The organism is Massilibacillus massiliensis (genome assembly GCF_900086705.1).
In the GTDB taxonomy this organism is placed as follows: domain Bacteria; phylum Bacillota; class Negativicutes; order FLKF01; family FLKF01; genus Massilibacillus; species Massilibacillus massiliensis.
The window spans coordinates 470062-487164 of record NZ_LT575483.1 but is presented as its reverse complement, the minus strand read 5'-3'; the positions used below and the strand labels follow the sequence as shown (position 1 = coordinate 487164).

Annotated in this window: 16 protein-coding genes, 3 tRNA genes, 1 other RNA gene and 1 riboswitch; of the genes, 19 read left to right on the top strand and 1 reads right to left on the bottom strand. The window is 37.4% G+C overall.

Going from position 1 to position 17103, the window contains the following annotated elements:
- Positions 1–37: 37 nt before the first annotated feature.
- Positions 38–922 (top strand): glycine--tRNA ligase subunit alpha, encoded by an 885-nt coding sequence (glyQ, locus tag BN6559_RS02630; RefSeq protein WP_110953305.1) that lies wholly within the window; start codon positions 38–40, stop codon positions 920–922.
- Positions 915–2975 (top strand): glycine--tRNA ligase subunit beta, encoded by a 2061-nt coding sequence (gene glyS, locus BN6559_RS02625; protein WP_110953304.1) that lies wholly within the window; start codon positions 915–917, stop codon positions 2973–2975. The genes glyQ and glyS overlap by 8 nt, the downstream gene beginning before the upstream one ends.
- Positions 2976–3045: 70 nt before the next feature.
- Here glyS and BN6559_RS02620 read toward each other — a convergent pair whose 3' ends face one another.
- Positions 3046–3522, bottom strand: coding sequence for an LptA/OstA family protein (locus tag BN6559_RS02620; protein ID WP_110953303.1), 477 nt, complete (start codon positions 3520–3522; stop codon positions 3046–3048).
- Between the two features lie 127 nt (positions 3523–3649).
- On the opposite strand from BN6559_RS02620, the gene BN6559_RS02615 reads away from it, so the two are divergent.
- The 17 genes from BN6559_RS02615 to BN6559_RS02535 all read left to right on the top strand — a co-directional run bounded on the left by BN6559_RS02615 (position 3650) and on the right by BN6559_RS02535 (position 16970).
- Positions 3650–4645: a deoxyguanosinetriphosphate triphosphohydrolase gene (locus tag BN6559_RS02615; RefSeq protein ID WP_110953302.1), complete on the top strand. Its 996-nt coding sequence runs from the start codon at positions 3650–3652 to the stop codon at positions 4643–4645.
- Between the two features lie 273 nt (positions 4646–4918).
- Positions 4919–6721, top strand: a complete 1803-nt coding sequence (gene dnaG / locus BN6559_RS02610) for a DNA primase (RefSeq protein ID WP_110953301.1) — start codon at positions 4919–4921, stop codon at positions 6719–6721.
- Positions 6722–6782: 61 nt separating this feature from the next.
- Complete coding sequence (gene rpoD / locus BN6559_RS02605) at positions 6783–7904, top strand: RNA polymerase sigma factor RpoD (RefSeq protein ID WP_110953300.1); 1122 nt, start codon at positions 6783–6785, stop codon at positions 7902–7904.
- An 83-nt stretch (positions 7905–7987) separates the two neighbouring features.
- Positions 7988–8063 (top strand) — tRNA-Asn (locus tag BN6559_RS02600).
- Positions 8064–8076: 13 nt separating this feature from the next.
- Positions 8077–8151, top strand: a tRNA-Ile gene (locus BN6559_RS02595).
- Positions 8152–8177: 26 nt separating this feature from the next.
- Positions 8178–8253, top strand: a tRNA-Val gene (locus tag BN6559_RS02590).
- 124 nt (positions 8254–8377) lie between these two features.
- Positions 8378–9067, top strand: coding sequence for a tRNA (adenine(22)-N(1))-methyltransferase (locus BN6559_RS02585; protein ID WP_110953299.1), 690 nt, complete (start codon positions 8378–8380; stop codon positions 9065–9067).
- Complete coding sequence (locus tag BN6559_RS02580) at positions 9058–10176, top strand: Nif3-like dinuclear metal center hexameric protein (protein ID WP_110953298.1); 1119 nt, start codon at positions 9058–9060, stop codon at positions 10174–10176. The genes BN6559_RS02585 and BN6559_RS02580 overlap by 10 nt, the downstream gene beginning before the upstream one ends.
- 58 nt (positions 10177–10234) lie before the next feature.
- A riboswitch (TPP riboswitch) is annotated at positions 10235–10342 on the top strand.
- Between the two features lie 73 nt (positions 10343–10415).
- On the top strand, positions 10416–10616 hold the full coding sequence (gene thiS / locus BN6559_RS02575; protein ID WP_110953297.1) for a sulfur carrier protein ThiS: 201 nt from the start codon (positions 10416–10418) through the stop codon (positions 10614–10616).
- A gap of 4 nt (positions 10617–10620) precedes the next feature.
- Positions 10621–11391, top strand: coding sequence for a thiazole synthase (locus tag BN6559_RS02570; protein ID WP_110956241.1), 771 nt, complete (start codon positions 10621–10623; stop codon positions 11389–11391).
- 12 nt (positions 11392–11403) lie between these two features.
- Positions 11404–12507, top strand: coding sequence for a 2-iminoacetate synthase ThiH (gene thiH / locus BN6559_RS02565; RefSeq protein ID WP_110953296.1), 1104 nt, complete (start codon positions 11404–11406; stop codon positions 12505–12507).
- The gene (thiF, locus tag BN6559_RS02560; protein WP_110953295.1) at positions 12507–13115 is read left to right on the top strand and encodes a sulfur carrier protein ThiS adenylyltransferase ThiF; all 609 of its coding nucleotides are present in this window, start codon (positions 12507–12509) and stop codon (positions 13113–13115) included. The genes thiH and thiF overlap by 1 nt, the downstream gene beginning before the upstream one ends.
- A gap of 5 nt (positions 13116–13120) precedes the next feature.
- Positions 13121–13768 carry a thiamine phosphate synthase gene (gene thiE / locus BN6559_RS02555; RefSeq protein WP_110953294.1) on the top strand — a complete coding sequence of 216 codons (648 nt, stop codon included), beginning with the start codon at positions 13121–13123 and terminating at the stop codon, positions 13766–13768.
- An 85-nt stretch (positions 13769–13853) separates the two neighbouring features.
- Positions 13854–14207, top strand: an RNA gene (gene rnpB / locus BN6559_RS02550) — RNase P RNA component class A.
- Positions 14208–14478: 271 nt separating this feature from the next.
- Positions 14479–15324: a transporter substrate-binding domain-containing protein gene (locus BN6559_RS02545; protein WP_110953293.1), complete on the top strand. Its 846-nt coding sequence runs from the start codon at positions 14479–14481 to the stop codon at positions 15322–15324.
- Between the two features lie 74 nt (positions 15325–15398).
- On the top strand, positions 15399–16199 hold the full coding sequence (locus tag BN6559_RS02540; RefSeq protein ID WP_110953292.1) for an amino acid ABC transporter permease: 801 nt from the start codon (positions 15399–15401) through the stop codon (positions 16197–16199).
- A gap of 6 nt (positions 16200–16205) precedes the next feature.
- Positions 16206–16970 (top strand): amino acid ABC transporter ATP-binding protein, encoded by a 765-nt coding sequence (locus BN6559_RS02535; protein WP_324609396.1) that lies wholly within the window; start codon positions 16206–16208, stop codon positions 16968–16970.
- The last annotated feature ends 133 nt before the right edge of the window (positions 16971–17103 follow it).

Here is a 17103-nt window from a genome sequence, read left to right as displayed (position 1 = left end):
GTTTATTGTATCTACGAATTTGAAGGAGGAATTTTTTATGACATTTCAGGATATTATCCTGACCTTACAAAACTTCTGGGCTGCACAAAATTGTATTCTATCGCAGCCTTATGATGTTGAAAAAGGTGCAGGGACAATGAATCCATCTACTTTCTTGCGCGCATTAGGGCCAGAACCTTGGCATGTTGCTTATGTTGAACCATCGCGCAGACCTGCAGATGGTCGGTACGGTGAGAATCCAAATCGTTTATTTCAGCATCATCAATTTCAAGTAATTATGAAACCTTCCCCAGATAATATTCAAGAATTGTATTTAGAAAGTCTAGTGAAATTAGGAATTAAACCAGAAGAGCACGATATTCGCTTTGTTGAAGACAATTGGGAATCACCGACGCTTGGCGCATGGGGGCTTGGCTGGGAAGTGTGGCTTGATGGAATGGAAATTACACAATTTACGTATTTTCAACAAGTCGGCAGTGTCGACGTAAAACCTGTATCGGTGGAAATAACATATGGGTTAGAACGTTTGGCAATGTATATTCAAGGAGTAGAAAACGTATATGATCTAGAATGGGTGAATGGTGTTACTTATGGCGATGTGTTCCAACGCAATGAGCTGGAACAATCTACTTATAATTTTGAGTTAGCGGATATTGAGCTTTTATTTGAACTCTTTGATAAATATGAAAAAGAAGCGATTCGTATTATTGAAAAAGGATTTGTACTTCCCGCTTATGATTATGTGCTGAAATGTTCACACACTTTTAATTTGTTAGATGCTCGTGGCGCAATTAGTGTAAGCGAGCGTACAGGATTTATTGCCAGAGTTCGCAATATGGCAAGACTCTGTGCGCAGGGGTACTTAAAACAACGTGAGGAATTAGGATATCCGTTGTTAAAGGGAGGTAACATGAATGCGTAACGATGTATTATTAGAAATAGGCACAGAAGAAATTCCAGCAAGGTTTATGCCTGGGATACTCACACAAATAGAAGCTGCAGCGAAAGAGAAGTTTGCTGCATTACGTATTGGCTATGGATCAGTTCGTGCCGTTGGAACACCTCGTCGTATTGCACTTATAATCAAGGATGTCGATGAAAAACAAACTGATATATCTAGTGAGAATAAAGGTCCTTCGGTAAAAGTTGCTTTTGATGCGGAGGGTAATCCAACAAAGGCCGGTATGGGATTTGCTAAAGGTCAGAAAATAGATGTAAAAGACCTCGTTGTAAAAGGTGAGTATGTCTATGCAATTGTGCATGAAAAAGGACAAGCAGTAGATACCTTACTTAAGACGATTTTATCGGATTTAATACATGGTTTAAATTTTCCTAAAAATATGCATTGGGCCGATCTGGATATGAAATTTGTGCGACCGATCAAATGGTTGGTTGCGTTATTTGGTTCGAAAATCATTGATTTTTCAATCGCTGGCGTAAAAACTGGAAATATAACACGTGGGCATCGTTTTTTAAGTAAAGGTAATATCGTAATTCATACTGCAGCAGAGTACAGTATGACGCTAGAGAAAAATTTTGTAATTGTGGATCAAGATGTACGCCGGACGATGATTCGTACTCAGATTGAAACACTTGCAGATACAAAAGGCGGATATGCTGATATTACAGAAGATTTGCTAGAGGAAGTTGTATTTTTAGTTGAATTTCCAACTGCCTTATGTGGAAGTTTTGAAGAGAAATATTTAAATTTACCAGCAGAAACCGTTATCACACCAATGCGTGAACATCAACGTTATTTCCCGGTAATGTCAAAAGATAGTTCTTTAATGCCGCTGTTTATTACAGTGCGAAACGGTGGAGCGGAGCATCTTGAAATTGTTCAGCACGGTAATGAAAGAGTACTTAGAGCACGACTTGCCGATGCACAATTTTTCTTTGAAGAAGATTGTAAAATAAAATTAGTAGATCGACTGGAAAAATTAAAATCAGTTGTATTTCAAGAGGGGCTTGGGAGTATTTTTGATAAAACCAATCGGTTGATCAAAATCTCTGGATTTTTAGTCAAATATACAGACAAAGAGGACGCTGTATTATCAACAATTGAACGTGCTGCAGAATTGGCGAAAACTGATCTTGTGACAGGGATGGTTTGTGAATTTACTGAACTCCAGGGCATTATGGGACGTGAATATGCTTTATTGAATGGTGAAACAAGCGAAGTGGCTGAAGCCATTTATGAGCACTATTTACCACGTTTTGCCGGAGATGCTTTACCGAAGCGTATTGCGGGACGATTGATTAGTATTGCTGATAAAATGGATAATATTGTTGCAACTTTTAGTCGAGGTCTCATTCCTACTGGTTCTCAAGATCCATATGCACTTCGTCGGCAGGCGTTAGGTATTGTAAATATTCTAATTGAAGCTGAATATAATCTTTTATTAAAAAAACTTATACAGCAGAATTTGGCATTGCTTCACATTACAGATGAGAAAAAATGCGTGGAAATCACACAGCAAATTGAAGAATTCTTTCAGTTACGTTTGAAAAATGTATTGGCGGATGAAGCAATTCCACATGATATTGTAGACGCTGTGCTTAACAGCGGTATGGATGATATCTATGCGACTTATTTACGGGCAAAAGTTGTTGCACAGGAAATCCTAAAGCCGGAAATGAAAAATGCTGTGCAAGCTTTTGTACGGGTTGGGAATTTATCAAGTAAGGCTAAATCAACTGAAATCGATGAAAAACTTTTAAAAACTGCGGAGGAATTGGATTTGTATAAAGCCTATCTATCTACGACAAGTGCTGTTGATAGTTTGGTTGAAGGGCATGACTATAAAGGTGCAATAGAAGCACTAATGGATTTGGCTGCTCCAATTCATACGTTTTTTGAAAAAGTAATGGTTATGGATAAGGATGAATCTATTAAGACAAATCGTTTGGCCTTGTTAAAAAGCCTTACGAATAGTATTGATAAGATTGCTGACTTTAGTAAAGTGATTTTATAAACATAGTTTCAGCTATAAAAAGGGCGATTGCAATCAAATGCAATCGCCCTTTCATCTGGTCTGATGATGCTTATAAAATTTCGTTGTTTTCCATGTTATAACGAACTGAGGGAGCAGTATAAGAATTTCCATCTTGATTTACGTTGACGTTTCCGTTAAAATCAGCAATTTTAGTGCTCCAATTATATTGCACGGAATCAGCCGTAATAGATAAATTATCTCGCGATAAATCAACACCGCCATCGATTGTAGCTGTCTTGTTCGTACCATTAACATAGACACTTTGTCCATGAAAGGTTAGTGTATCTTGCTGAACAGTTACCCCGTCTTGTGCCCAAACTTCGAGGGAGGTAATATCGACTCTTGCTTGACCTGCTGTTATAATACGACTGCCAGTCTCAATGTAAACATTTCCTTTTAAAACATATTGCCCCGTATTGGTATCAAAATAATTTATATCAGAAGTAATAATTGGTTTAGCCAATGCGGAAGCTGTCATAAGTAGCAATGATGCCAGCAGTAAAAAAACTACTTTCAACTTTTTCACAGTATATCCCATCCTTTCTATGAACATTATAACAAAAGTCCATAAAAAATGCATTGTTAAAAAAGTGAAATATATTTGCATTGATTTTAGTTCAGTATATAATGGGAGTGATTGGAGATGATGAAAAATGAATGTACGTGAAAGAATTGAAGATCTAGAATACACAATCCTATCGGGCTATGCAAGTAAAAGTGCTGAAAGCACGCGTGATCAAGAAGAGGACGCCTGTGAATTTAGAACAGCTTTTCAACGTGATCGAGATCGCATCATTCATAGCAAAGCTTTTCGTCGCTTAAAACATAAAACTCAGGTGTATACGGCACCAGGAGATCATTATAGAATGCGTATGACGCATAGTTTAGAAGTCGCGCAAATTGCTCGAACGATCGCTAGGGGACTGCGGTTGAATGAAGATTTAACAGAGGCAATTGCACTTGGTCATGATGTCGGGCATACGCCTTTCGGGCATGCTGGTGAAGAAGCGATGAAAAACCTTTTAGGTCATTTTTGTCACAATGAGCAAAGTTTGCGTGTCGTTGAGTACTTAGAGCGTAACGGTGAAGGCCTTAATTTGACGAAAGAAGTCAAGGATGGAATTGTGAATCACACGGGTAGCACATTACCGATCACCTTAGAAGGGAAAATTGTTCGAATTGCCGACCGAATTGCATATTTGTGTCATGATTATGATGATGGCATACGATCGGGAATGTTAACATCGGATATGTTGCCTAAAACAGTATCTGGAGTTCTGGGGATAAAGCCGTCTACAATGATAACGGTAATGGTATCTGATATGATTGTTTCTTCGATGGAGAAGCAAGATATTTTTTTATCGGAAAAAATTCAATCTGCTATGGATCTGTTTAGATCATTTATGTTTAAAACAATTTACTATTCCGGAGAGCTTGCTGTAGAGCGAAAGAAAGCGGCGTATGTAATTGAAAAACTCTATGACTATTTTTTTTCCAATCCAGAACAATTACCAAGAGAGTTTTTGCTTCGTCGTGAAAAATGGGGGCTCAAAACAACTACAGTAGATTATATAGCCGGACTTACTGATTTATATGCAATTCAATTATTCGAAAAAATATTTGTTCCTTCGACAAAAGTGCAAATATAAAGATGAAAAGAGCAATCGTTTGACAGATTGCTCTTTTTTTATCAAATATGTAGCAAATTCATTCATTAATGTCAATAGGAAAAAAGGATATTTGCAATTTGTATTGAATATAATTTAATAATATGATATAAAGTTACTTTTCAAGAAAGCAGGAAAAAGTAAAATTTTATCGAATTTTAGGTAAAATATCATATTTTTAAATTAAAAAGTCTAAAATATAGTTGAGTTAACAAGTCCTGTAAATTGTATAAGGGCGCGATGAAGGGTGAACTTATGAAAGACACAATGTACAATGAGTTTATTGAACGCGTGCGCTCAGAGAGTGATATAGTAACAACCATTTCTGACTATGTATCATTAAAAAAAAATGGAAAGAATTATTGGGGTTGTTGTCCATTTCACAACGAAAAAACACCATCTTTTTCTGTTACGCCAGATAAAGGTTTTTTTTATTGTTTTGGTTGTCATACAGGAGGGAATGTTTTCAATTTTATTATGAAGATTGAAAATGTTAGTTTTTTTGAAGCCGCAAAAATCTTAGCGAGTAAGCTAAATATACCTTTGCCGCAAAAAGAAAAAACACCACAAGAAATTGCTAGAGATCATGAGATGGCAAGACTGTGGAAAGTTCAAGATTTGGCTAGGGATTTTTTTTATGCGTGTCTTACGAAAACGAGTTATGGCAAACCGGCAAAAGAATATTTTGCTCGGCGTGGTGTAAATGATGATGTAATAAATAATTTTAAATTAGGTTTTGCTCCAGAGGCATGGGATAAACTATCCACGGCATTAGAAAAACGCGGCTTCAGTGAAAATGTATTAACAAAGGCAGGTCTTGCCGTAGAGAGAAAGTCTGAAGGTATTTACGATCGTTTTCGCAATCGTGTGATGTTTCCTATTTCAAATGAGCGCGGTCAAGTGATAGGTTTTGGTGGGAGAGTTTTAGATGATAGTCAGCCCAAATATCTAAATTCCCCAGAAACGGCGATTTTTAATAAGCGTAATATTCTATTTGGACTAAATCTTGCATACAGTCATATAAAATCGGCTGGATATGCAATTGTAATGGAAGGTTATATGGATGTGATTACAGCGCATAATTATGGCGTAAAAAATGTGGTTGCTTCTTTAGGAACTTCCTTTACAGTCGAACAGTGTAAAAAACTTCTAAAATATGCACCAGAAATCATATTTGCTTATGATAGTGATGCAGCGGGTCAGAATGCTACAATACGTGCGCTTTCTATTGTGAAAAAAAGTGGGGCACAGGTACGTGTGATTGCGATTCCTGATGGTAAGGATCCCGATGAGTTTATTCGTAAACACGGGCAAAAAGCATTTTTAGCATTAGTCGATGCTGCGAAGCCACTTCTTGATTATCAAGTTGAGAGAGCGTTAAGTGAGTTTGATTATTCTACATTGGAAGGAAAAGTAGCTGTTGTAGCACAAGTAGTGCCAATCTTAGCAGCCACAGAGAATGCAGTTGAAGTAAATGCATTTATTGCGCACATTGCGCAGAAGCTAGGAATTGACGAGAGTGCAATTCGCAGTGAAATTAAAAAGATAATTCCACAAAAACAAAAGGATAAATATGTAAAAACAGGGCAGAATATAAAGATGAGTACACTTGTGCGACAGGTTGATTGTGCTGCAATTGGTGCTGGTCGTCATATTATTCGATTGGTATGGAATGATAATACTATTATACCTTATTTGGAGGCGCAGTTAAAAATAGATGAATTCCAGAGTAACGAACATCGTGCAATTATTAAATTTTTATTAGAAAATTATCGTATGGGAGAACCTATTAATGAAGTAACTGCTTCTTTAAAGTTGGAAGAAGAAAGTAATATAGAATTATCGCATTGTTTATTGATTGAAATAGAAGAAGAAGATAGTTTGCAATTGATTGATGATTGCATAAGATCAGTTCATTTGGCGTATTTAAAAAATTTATATGAGCAACATCGCCTTAAGGCCGATGAATTAGAACGTATGGGGGATGAGGGCTTTTTGCAGGAATTAGCAGAAAGTCAACGAATAAAGTATGAAATTAACAAGATGCATTATGAATAAAATTGATTTAGTGAAAAGCATGGAGAGTAAAATTGTAACTGCTGCGAAAGGAGGGAAGTAAATGGCTGAAAAAAAGAACCTATCTAATCATGGTAGCGAGATTGTTGAAAAGCTATTGAATAAAGGAAAGAAACGCGGTGGCGTTCTTACGTATGGCGAAATTATGGATGCACTTCAAAGTGAGGATTTATCGCCGGATGAAATTGATGATATGTATGAAGTTTTTACGAGTAAGGGAATTGAAATTGTTGATGAGATCACTGAAAATGACAATTTAGATGATTCGGATATAACAGATCTTGACAGTAATTCTCAAGATGAAGTTGATATAGATTTAAGTATTCCTGAGGGAATTAGTATTGACGACCCGGTTAGAATGTATTTAAAAGAAATCGGTCGTGTTCCTCTTTTGACAGCAGAAGAAGAAATATGTCTGGCAAAACGAATGGAGGAAGGCGATGAAGAGGCGAAACGGCGTTTAGCGGAAGCCAATTTGCGTCTTGTTGTTAGTATCGCAAAACGTTATGTTGGTCGCGGGATGTTATTTTTGGATTTGATTCAAGAGGGAAATTTAGGTTTAATCAAAGCTGTTGAAAAATTTGATTATAATAAAGGGTATAAATTTAGTACCTATGCTACTTGGTGGATTCGTCAAGCAATTACGAGAGCAATCGCGGATCAAGCCAGAACGATTCGTATTCCAGTGCATATGGTAGAAACGATTAATAAATTAATTCGTGTTTCTCGTCAATTGTTACAAGAACTAGGTAGAGAACCATTGCCGGAAGAAATAGCAAAAGAAATGGATATCAATGTAGAACGTGTTCGTGAAATCATGAAGATTGCGCAGGAGCCAGTTTCTCTAGAGACTCCAATTGGTGAAGAAGAAGACTCTCATCTAGGCGATTTTATTGAAGATCAGGATGCACCTGCTCCAGCAGAAGCTGCTTCTTTTATGTTATTGAAAGAACAATTGGAAGAAGTTCTTGAAACGCTTACACCGCGTGAGGAAAAAGTCTTAAGGCTCAGATTTGGTTTGGATGATGGACGGGCTCGGACGCTTGAAGAAGTAGGACAAAATTTTGGGGTTACGCGTGAACGTATTCGTCAAATTGAAGCTAAGGCTTTAAGAAAATTAAGACATCCAAGTCGAAGTAAAAAGTTAAAAGACTTCTTAGAATAAATTCTAAGAAGTCTTTTAAAAAAATTGAAAATTTTCTTGACGCAATAGGAAGAATAATATATAATAATTTTTGTTGATAACGTTCCTTGATAGCTCAGTTGGTAGAGCAATCGGCTGTTAACCGATCGGTCGTAGGTTCGAGTCCTACTCAAGGAGCCAATTAAAAAAATGAGGGCCTATAGCTCAGCGGTAGAGCAACCGGCTCATAACCGGTCGGTCCCTGGTTCGATCCCAGGTGGGCCCACCATGTATATATCGTTTAATCTAATAAATGGGCGATTAGCTCAGCTGGGAGAGCGCCTGCCTTACAAGCAGGATGTCAGCAGTTCGATCCTGTTATCGCCCACCATAAGTCATTATAATGCAAAGCGTATGCTTTGCATTTTTTAGTATTTTGCTTTAGTAAATGAAGTAAAAGTAAGATAGAGATCAGAGAAATAATACGAATAGATTTTGTATAAAGAGGGGATTATGTGAGATTAGGAGCAAGATTAAAAACAGTGGCAAGCTTTGTGAAAAAAGGTGATCGCATCGCTGATATTGGTACAGATCACGCATATTTGCCAATTTACTTAGCGAAACAAAAACTGATTTCACGTGCGTTAGCTTGCGATGTGCATCAGGGCCCATATCAGGCGGCAAGACAAGCAATTTTACATGCCAATTTAGCTGATATGATTGAGGTACGGTTTGGTGATGGAATCACAATACTTAAACCTGGAGAAGTCGATCTAGCCGTAATTGCTGGTATGGGAGGAACGACGATGATCGATATATTAAGCAAACGTCCGGAAACAACAGCCAGTTTAAGGGGGCTCATTTTACAACCGATGAATGCAGTCGGGCTCCTGCGTGAATGGCTATTTACGCATGGGTGGAATATTATAGATGAAGAGCTTGTTATAGAGGATACTATACTTTATGAAATAATTTATGCAGAGCAAGGTGATGCTGTTTTGCCAGAACCTGTATTGCTTGATATTGGAACATGTTTATGGCAAAAGCGACACCCATTATTAAGACAACATATCGGAAATCTTATTGTGCAAACGAATCGTATATTACATGGAATGGAGAATAGCCATTCGGTCAACTTGATACCAAAATATCAAATATTCAAAGAAAAAATCAAAAATTTGGAGGGAAAATTAGCATGTCTGTAAAATGTCAGGTTGTTATAGATGCGGTTGAAACTCTGGCTCCACGATATTTAGCGGAAAGTTGGGATAACGTCGGTTTACTCGTTGGGAGCCCGGCGCAAAATATAAAAAAGATCATGGTTTGTCTTGATGTTAATGAAGCAGTGGTTGAGCATGCTACGCAGCAGCAAGTTGATTTGATCATTTCTCATCATCCTCTTATTTTTAAGCCTTTGAAAAATTTGCGAACGGATTTGCCGCAAGGTAAATTGCTCGCCGATTTATTGAGGGCAAATATTGCTGTATATGCTGCACATACGAACTTAGATACGGCAGATGGCGGTGTAAACGATGTATTAGCACACAAACTCAATTTGCAAAAAATAGAACCTCTTACCGTTACTTATCAAGAGGAACTGGTAAAACTTGCTGTTTTTGCACCAGTTGAATATGCTGAAATAATACAAGCTTCACTTGGTAAAGCGGGGGCGGGACATATCGGGAACTATAGTCATTGTGCGTTTCAAGTAACGGGAAAAGGCAGTTTTCTACCTTTACATGGAACGAATCCGTTTATTGGAAAAGAAGGAGCACTAGAACATGTTGATGAGGTTCGTATTGAAACAATCATGCCGAAAAAAATAATCAAGAAAGTAATAAAATCTCTGTTAAGTGTACATCCGTATGAAGAAGTTGCCTATGATCTTTACCCAATAAAAAATACAGGGGGAGAATATGGTCTTGGGCGTATTGGACACCTTGAAGAAAAGATGAAGGCAGAAGAATTTGCCGATAAAGTAAAGCAGGCTTTGGATATTGATTGTATTCGTCTTGTTGGCGAAAGGGGTAAAATGATAAAAAAAGTTGCTTTATGTAGTGGTAGTGGCGCAGAATTTATTGGTAAAGCAGCCTTTGCTGGTGCCGATATTTTGGTAACTGGTGATGTCAAATATCATGAAGCACAAAGAGCTTTGGAAACTGGGATTCATTTATTAGATGCAGGGCATTTTGCTACAGAAATACCTATTGTCAAAACTATTGCTCAATATTTACAGCAATGCAGTATAGATAGAAAGTGGAATACAGATATTTTTTATGATACCTTTAGTAAAGATGTATTTACGACGATTTAATAAATAATGGTTGACGGTTATACGATGGTGGGTATAGAATGAAATTGTTATATAAAAAAATAATGTGCGAGGGAGCTCATGTTATGGGCTGAGAGTGGACTGTAAGTACCAGACCTTTAAACCTGATCGGGATAATGCCCGCGTAGGAAGCTGGGATAAGTGCGCCTAAACCTATACGGGGAGGCGTATTTTTTTTGCTTTCTTTTCAGGAAATTTAAAAAGAGTGGAGGAGAAGATGAGTGGAGATAACGGTGAATGGAAAGTCTGTAACCATAGAGGAAGGTGTTAGTTTAGGACAGTTTGTTCATAACCGTGGTTTTAAGCCACGGACAGTAGTCGTTGAATATAATGAAACCATTGTCAAGGCACAGACTTGGGATGGGATCGTCTTAAAGCCACATGATCGTTTGGAAATCGTTACATTTGTTGGAGGTGGTTGAAATGATGAATGATACATTAAATATAGGTAAACAGGAGTTGTCAAGTAGACTTTTTCTGGGCACAGGAAAGTTTTCAGAAAATAAGATTATGCCAAAAGTAATTGAGGCAGCTAAGGCTCAGGTGATAACTGTAGCTCTGCGCCGTGCAGATCAATCCTATCCAGAGGAAAATATTTTAAATTTTATTCCTAAAAACTGTGTTTTGATGCCGAATACTTCTGGAGCAAGAAATGCTGACGAGGCGGTGCGGATAGCGCACATGTCTCGAGCCTTAGGCTGTGGTGATTGGATTAAAATTGAAGTGATTGCGGATAATCGATACTTGCTGCCGGATAATCAAGAAACGATTAAAGCGACGCAAATTTTAGCTGAAGAAGGATTCATTGTATTACCTTACATGAATCCTGATTTGATGAGTGCAAAGCGCTTAGCAGAAGCCGGAGCAGCTGCGATTATGCCTCTTGGTGCTCCGATTGGCAGTAATCGTGGGTTACAGACCAAAGAGATGATTCGTATTCTTATAAAAGAAAGTGATTTGCCGATCATTGTTGATGCGGGGATAGGGAAACCGTCTGAGGCGGCGGAGGCAATGGAGATGGGAGCTTCGGCCGTTTTAGTCAATACTGCAGTGGCAACGGCAAAAGACCCTATTGCAATGGCGGCGGCCTTTGATTTAGCGGTGAAGGCAGGACGTCAAGCTTATTTAGCTGGTCTTGGCAGAGTGATAGATCATGCTAGTGCATCTTCCCCTTTAACTGGATTTTTACGTGAATAGGAGTGAGTCATCATGCTTTTTATAGATGAATTGGAAAAATATAAAAATTTAGATTATGAAGATTTTTTCCGGAAAGTTACCGATGAAGATATTCTATATGTTTTAAGCAAGCCTTCGCTGGATAGGCAAGATTATTTGACTTTACTATCACCAAAAGCGGAAAATCATATAGAAGCTATAGCGAGAAGGGCAAACCAAGATACCATCCGAAATTTTGGACAGGTCATGCAACTTTTCACTCCGATGTATATTGCAAATTACTGCACAAATCAATGTGTATATTGTGGATTTAATCATAAAAATAAATTAAAGAGAATGAAACTTAGTATAAAAGAAATCCAAACAGAAGGAAAATGTATTGCAGAAACTGGATTAAAACATGTGCTTCTTTTAACTGGTGAATCGCAAACGCATAGTTCACTCCAATATATTTTAAGTGCTGTAGAATCTTTAAAAGAATTTTTTACGAGTATTAGCATAGAAATTTATTCTTTAACAGAAGAAGAGTACAAAGTCGCAGTAGAAACTGGTGTTGATGGGATGACAATGTTTCAAGAAGTTTACGATCCTAGTGTGTATCAAAGATTTCATTTAGCAGGCCCAAAAAGTGATTATGCTTTTCGCTTGGATGCACCGGAGCGCGCCTGTAAAGCGGGTATGCGCAATGTAAACATTGGTGCACTTTTAGGTTTAAATGATTGGCGAAAAGAGGCTTTTTTAACAGGAATTCATGCTGATTATTTGCAAAAAAAATATAGTGAGGTGGAAATCGCGGTTTCAATGCCGCGTATGCGCCCAAGTATAGGTGGTTTCCCACCACCCGTCACCGTAAGTGATAAAAATCTCGTACAATATATTACTGCATATCGGATTTTTATGCCGCGGAGCGGAATTACAATATCTTCTAGAGAAAGTGTAAAACTTAGAAATCATTTAGTGCGTCTGGGAGTTACAAAAATGTCGGCTGGGGTAACTACAGCTGTTGGAGGACATAGTAAAGGCGAGGAGACAGGACAGTTTTCAATTTCTGATCATCGTTCTGTTCGGGAGATGTCGACGATGTTGTATCATGAAGGTTATCAACCAATTTATAAGGATTGGCAGGTGTTAGCATAATGAATCTGTTTGAAAACGGGCTTAGGCGTTATTTAAATGAAGCGCAATTAGAAAAAATTCAACAAACTTCTGTTGGTATTGCAGGTGCTGGAGGGTTGGGGTCTAATTGTGCGATCATGTTGGTTAGAAGCGGCTTTAAAAAGATCACTTTGGTGGATTTTGATGAAGTAGATGTAAGCAATTTAAACAGACAGAATTATTTTACAAAACAAGTTGGGACGTCAAAAGTCTCTGCATTGGCAGATATTTTGCGTGCAATCAATCCAGATCTTCATTTGACAATCGTAAACGATAAAATTACTGAAAAAAATATTCATGATATATTCTTTTCTTGTGATATTATAATAGAAGCTTTAGATACGCCAGAAGGTAAAACTTTGATGGTAGAAACAATGGCTGAAACGAAGAAATTATTAGTGACCGTTTCAGGATTGGCTGGATTTGGGAATAGTGATCGGATTAAAACACGTAAAATTAATGCACATTTTTATGTGATTGGTGATTTGGAAAGTGGAATTGATCGCTTGCCGCCGCTTGCCCCTGGCGTGACCATCGCAGCTGCCAAACAAGTTGATTTGGTACTAGAATTTGTATTAAGTAAAGGGTGAAATGAATGAAAAAACAAGGGATGGATAATTTTTCTTCATCAGGAATTTACGCGTTAACAGCGGAAAATTTATCAAAAGGACGCAGTAATATTCAAATACTTGATGCTCTAATTGAGGCAGGAATTACTTTTTTTCAGTATCGAGAAAAAGAAAAAAAAGCAAAAGAAATGTATGAGGAATGTAGAATTATTCGTGAAAAGACGCAGAGAGCAGGTGTTACTTTTATTGTGAATGATCATATAGATCTGGCCATGGCGGTAAAGGCAGATGGTGTTCATATTGGTCAAGAAGATTTGCCGCCTGAAGTCGTGCGTAAACTTATTGGTAATACTTTAATTCTTGGTCTTTCTACACATAATCCAGAGCAAATGCGGCTTGCAGAATGTTGTGAAGCAGTTGACTATATCGGTGTAGGACCAGTGTTTGCAACAAAAACCAAAAAAGATGTATGTGACGCGGTTGGTCTAGATTATGTTCGTTACGTTGCCAACAATAGTAAATTACCATTCGTTGCAATTGGTGGGATTAAGGAAGAAAATATTGCGGATGTTTCGAATGCAGGTGCAAAAACAATTGCTGTAGTTTCAGATATTGTTGGTGCAGAGGATATCGTGGCGAAGGTACGTCGATTACGTCAGCAGATGTCAAGTTGAACTGGATATAATTGTTAGTTCTAATTGCTTGACATAAGTCGATTGTAATGATAATATTATATCTTGCTTGAACTTAATATTGTTGTGAGTATGAAAGATGATCGCGAGTGCCATTGGCATTTGAGGAAAGTCCGGGCTCCATAGGGCAAGGTGCTGGATAACGTCCAGCGAGGGTGACCTCAGGGAAAGTGCTATAGAAATTTAAACCGCCTAATTTTATTAGGTAAGGATGGAAAGGTGCGGTAAGAGCGCACCAGCAATTAGGTGACTAATTGGCTTGGTAAACCCCACTTGGAGCAAGACCGAATAGGGAAGGGATGATGTTGCCCGCGGAACCTTCCGGGTTGTGTCGCTTGAATCGTTAGGTAACTAACGTATCTAGATAAATGATCATCACCGCGAGAGCGGAACAAAACTCGGCTTATTGATTACTCACATATAGCGTGAAATATGAATGAAGCAAAAGGGACAGTTGATTTTATCGGCTGTCTTTTTTTTATTTAACAAACATAAATGTACTATGTTCTTGACAACCTTTGTAATTCATTGCTAAAATGAAACAAGGGTTTTAGAAAATTTCATTGTGTTTTATTTTGAAAAGTAAGTGTTAAGAGTCGACAAAGATGTCAACTTCCAAGGAGGAGATTGATGTCTTTTTACTGTTTTTCTTGAATAAAAATGCAAAATGGATAAGGAGAGGCTATTGACAAATGCAGAAAATTAGAAAAATTATTACTGCAGTGCTTTGTATTGCAATGTTTGCAAGCTTAGTGGTACTTGCAGGATGTGGTTCTGACAAAAAAGAAGCGGACAAAAAAGTACTTCGTGTTGGCATGGAATGTGGGTATGCGCCATTTAATTGGACGCAAACAACGAACGAAAATGGTGCAGTAAAGATTTCAGGAACCTCTGAATATGCCTACGGTTATGATGTTATTATGGCAAAAAAAATTGCAGAATCAATGGGATATGATTTAGAGATACATAAGATTGAGTGGGATGGTTTGGCACCAGCAGTAAGTACGGGAAAAGTCGATGCTGTTATTGCTGGCATGAGTATTACAAACAAGAGAAAAGAAAGTGTTGATTTTTCTTCTGTTTATTACAATGCATCTATTGTTGCACTTACGCAGAAGAGTAGTCCTTTTGCAAATGCGAAAAACGTAGAGGACTTAAAAGGAGCAGTTGCTACATCGCAGCTCAATACGATTTGGTATGATTTAATTAAACAGATTCCAGAAGCTAAAATTCAGCCTGCAATTGATAATGTACCAGGTATGGTCGTCGCTTTAACTTCGGGGAAAGTTGAGGTTTTGGTTTTAGATAAACCAACGGCAATGGCAGCGTCTTTTGCAAATCCCAATTTGGTTATGTTAGATTTTAAAGATGGTAAAGGGTTTGAAGCTTCAAAAGAAGATGTTGAAATGGGGATCGCGCTGAAAAAAGGAAATAGTGAGTTGTTGAAAAAAATCAATGAAACACTTGCTACGATTAGTGAAGATGATCGTAATAAAATGATGGAAGACGCCATTAAAAATCAGCCTTTATCGAAGTAAGTATGTGAAAACTATTTTTGGGACGGGATAACCGTCCCTTCTTTTAAGTTAAATGAATAGCAGGGTGGAATTTTATGATATCAGATATGCCAGTAACTTTTTTTGAATGGGTTTATTTTTTATTAGAGCAATACGGAATGATGTTAATGAAAGGCGCTGCAATTACCCTTTTATTAGCTTTAGTTGGAACCTTGATTGGTTGTATCATTGGTTTTTTTGTTGGTGTTGTGCAGACGGTTCCGGTAAATCCTCGTGCGAGTATTGTAACGAAAGGATTTTATAAATCAATACAGTTTATTTTATCTGCTTATGTTGAAATATTTCGGGGAACGCCGATGATTGTTCAAGCAATGGTTGTCTATTATGGTTCGATGAGCATGTTTAATATTGATATGTCGGCAATGTTTGCGGGTTTTTTGGTTGTATCGATTAATACTGGTGCATATATGGCAGAAACTGTACGTGGTGGTATTTATTCAATTGATATCGGGCAAACTGAGGCCGCAAAAGCAATTGGGATGAATCATTTTCAGACAATGTATAATGTTATTATGCCGCAGGCGCTTCGTAATATTATGCCGCAGATTGGCAATAATTTAATTATTAATATTAAAGATACATCAGTTTTAAATGTAATCTCAGTAACGGAATTATATTTTGCATCGAAGACTGCAGCGGGTGTTTATTATAAATACTTTGAGGTATTTTTTATTACGTGTGTAATTTATTTTATTTTGACTTTTACCGTATCGAGATTACTGCGCTGGATTGAAAAGAAAATGGACGGTTCTGAAAATTATTCATTGGTAGAATATGATCCGTTAGCCGATCCTTGCGGGCCTTTTGATACGACAAATAAGAAAGGCAGGAATTAATAGGATATGGAAGAAGCTATGATGCGAAATAATGTAAAACCTGTCTTAGAAGTCAAACATTTAGTAAAGTGTTTTGGAGACCGGGAGATTTTAAAAAATATTGATCTTAATATTCAGCAAGGCGATGTCGTCAGTATTATTGGAGCATCAGGTTCTGGTAAATCGACTATGCTGCGTTGCATTAATATGTTAGAGATACCTACTTCGGGAGAAATTCTATATCATGGAGAACATATCACAGATACGAATAAAGAAATTACACTTTATCGAACTAAAGTTGGTATGGTTTTCCAACAGTTCAATTTGTTTAACAATATGACAGTTCTAGAGAACTGTATGGTAGGTCCGGTGAAAGTACTAAAAAAATCAAATGAATTTGCGAAGAAAATTGCATTAAAATATTTAGATAAAGTCGGCATGGCGCAGTATATGAACGCAAAACCAAGTCAATTGTCCGGTGGTCAAAAACAAAGAGTTGCAATTGCCAGAGCATTGGCAATTGAGCCAGAAGTTTTACTTTTTGATGAACCGACATCTGCATTAGATCCGCAAATGGTTGGCGAAGTACTTGCCGTTATGCGTGAATTGGCAAAAGAAGGTCTTACCATGATCATTGTTACGCATGAAATGGCTTTTGCTCGTGATGTTTCTACACGTGTTGTATTTATGGCAGATGGAGTCGTCGTTGAAGATACTTCACCAGATGAATTGTTTACTCACCCGAAAAATCAACGGACAAAGGATTTTTTATCAAGATTTACGAATAATTAAAGCAAATGCTCGAAGTGTAAAATACATTTTGAGCATTTGTTTTTATAAATATTTTATGAACGCTGATTTTTTGGAACATTTGACTTAATCGTGTAGGTACAAATTTAATAAACAATTCGAGTATCTTGATATG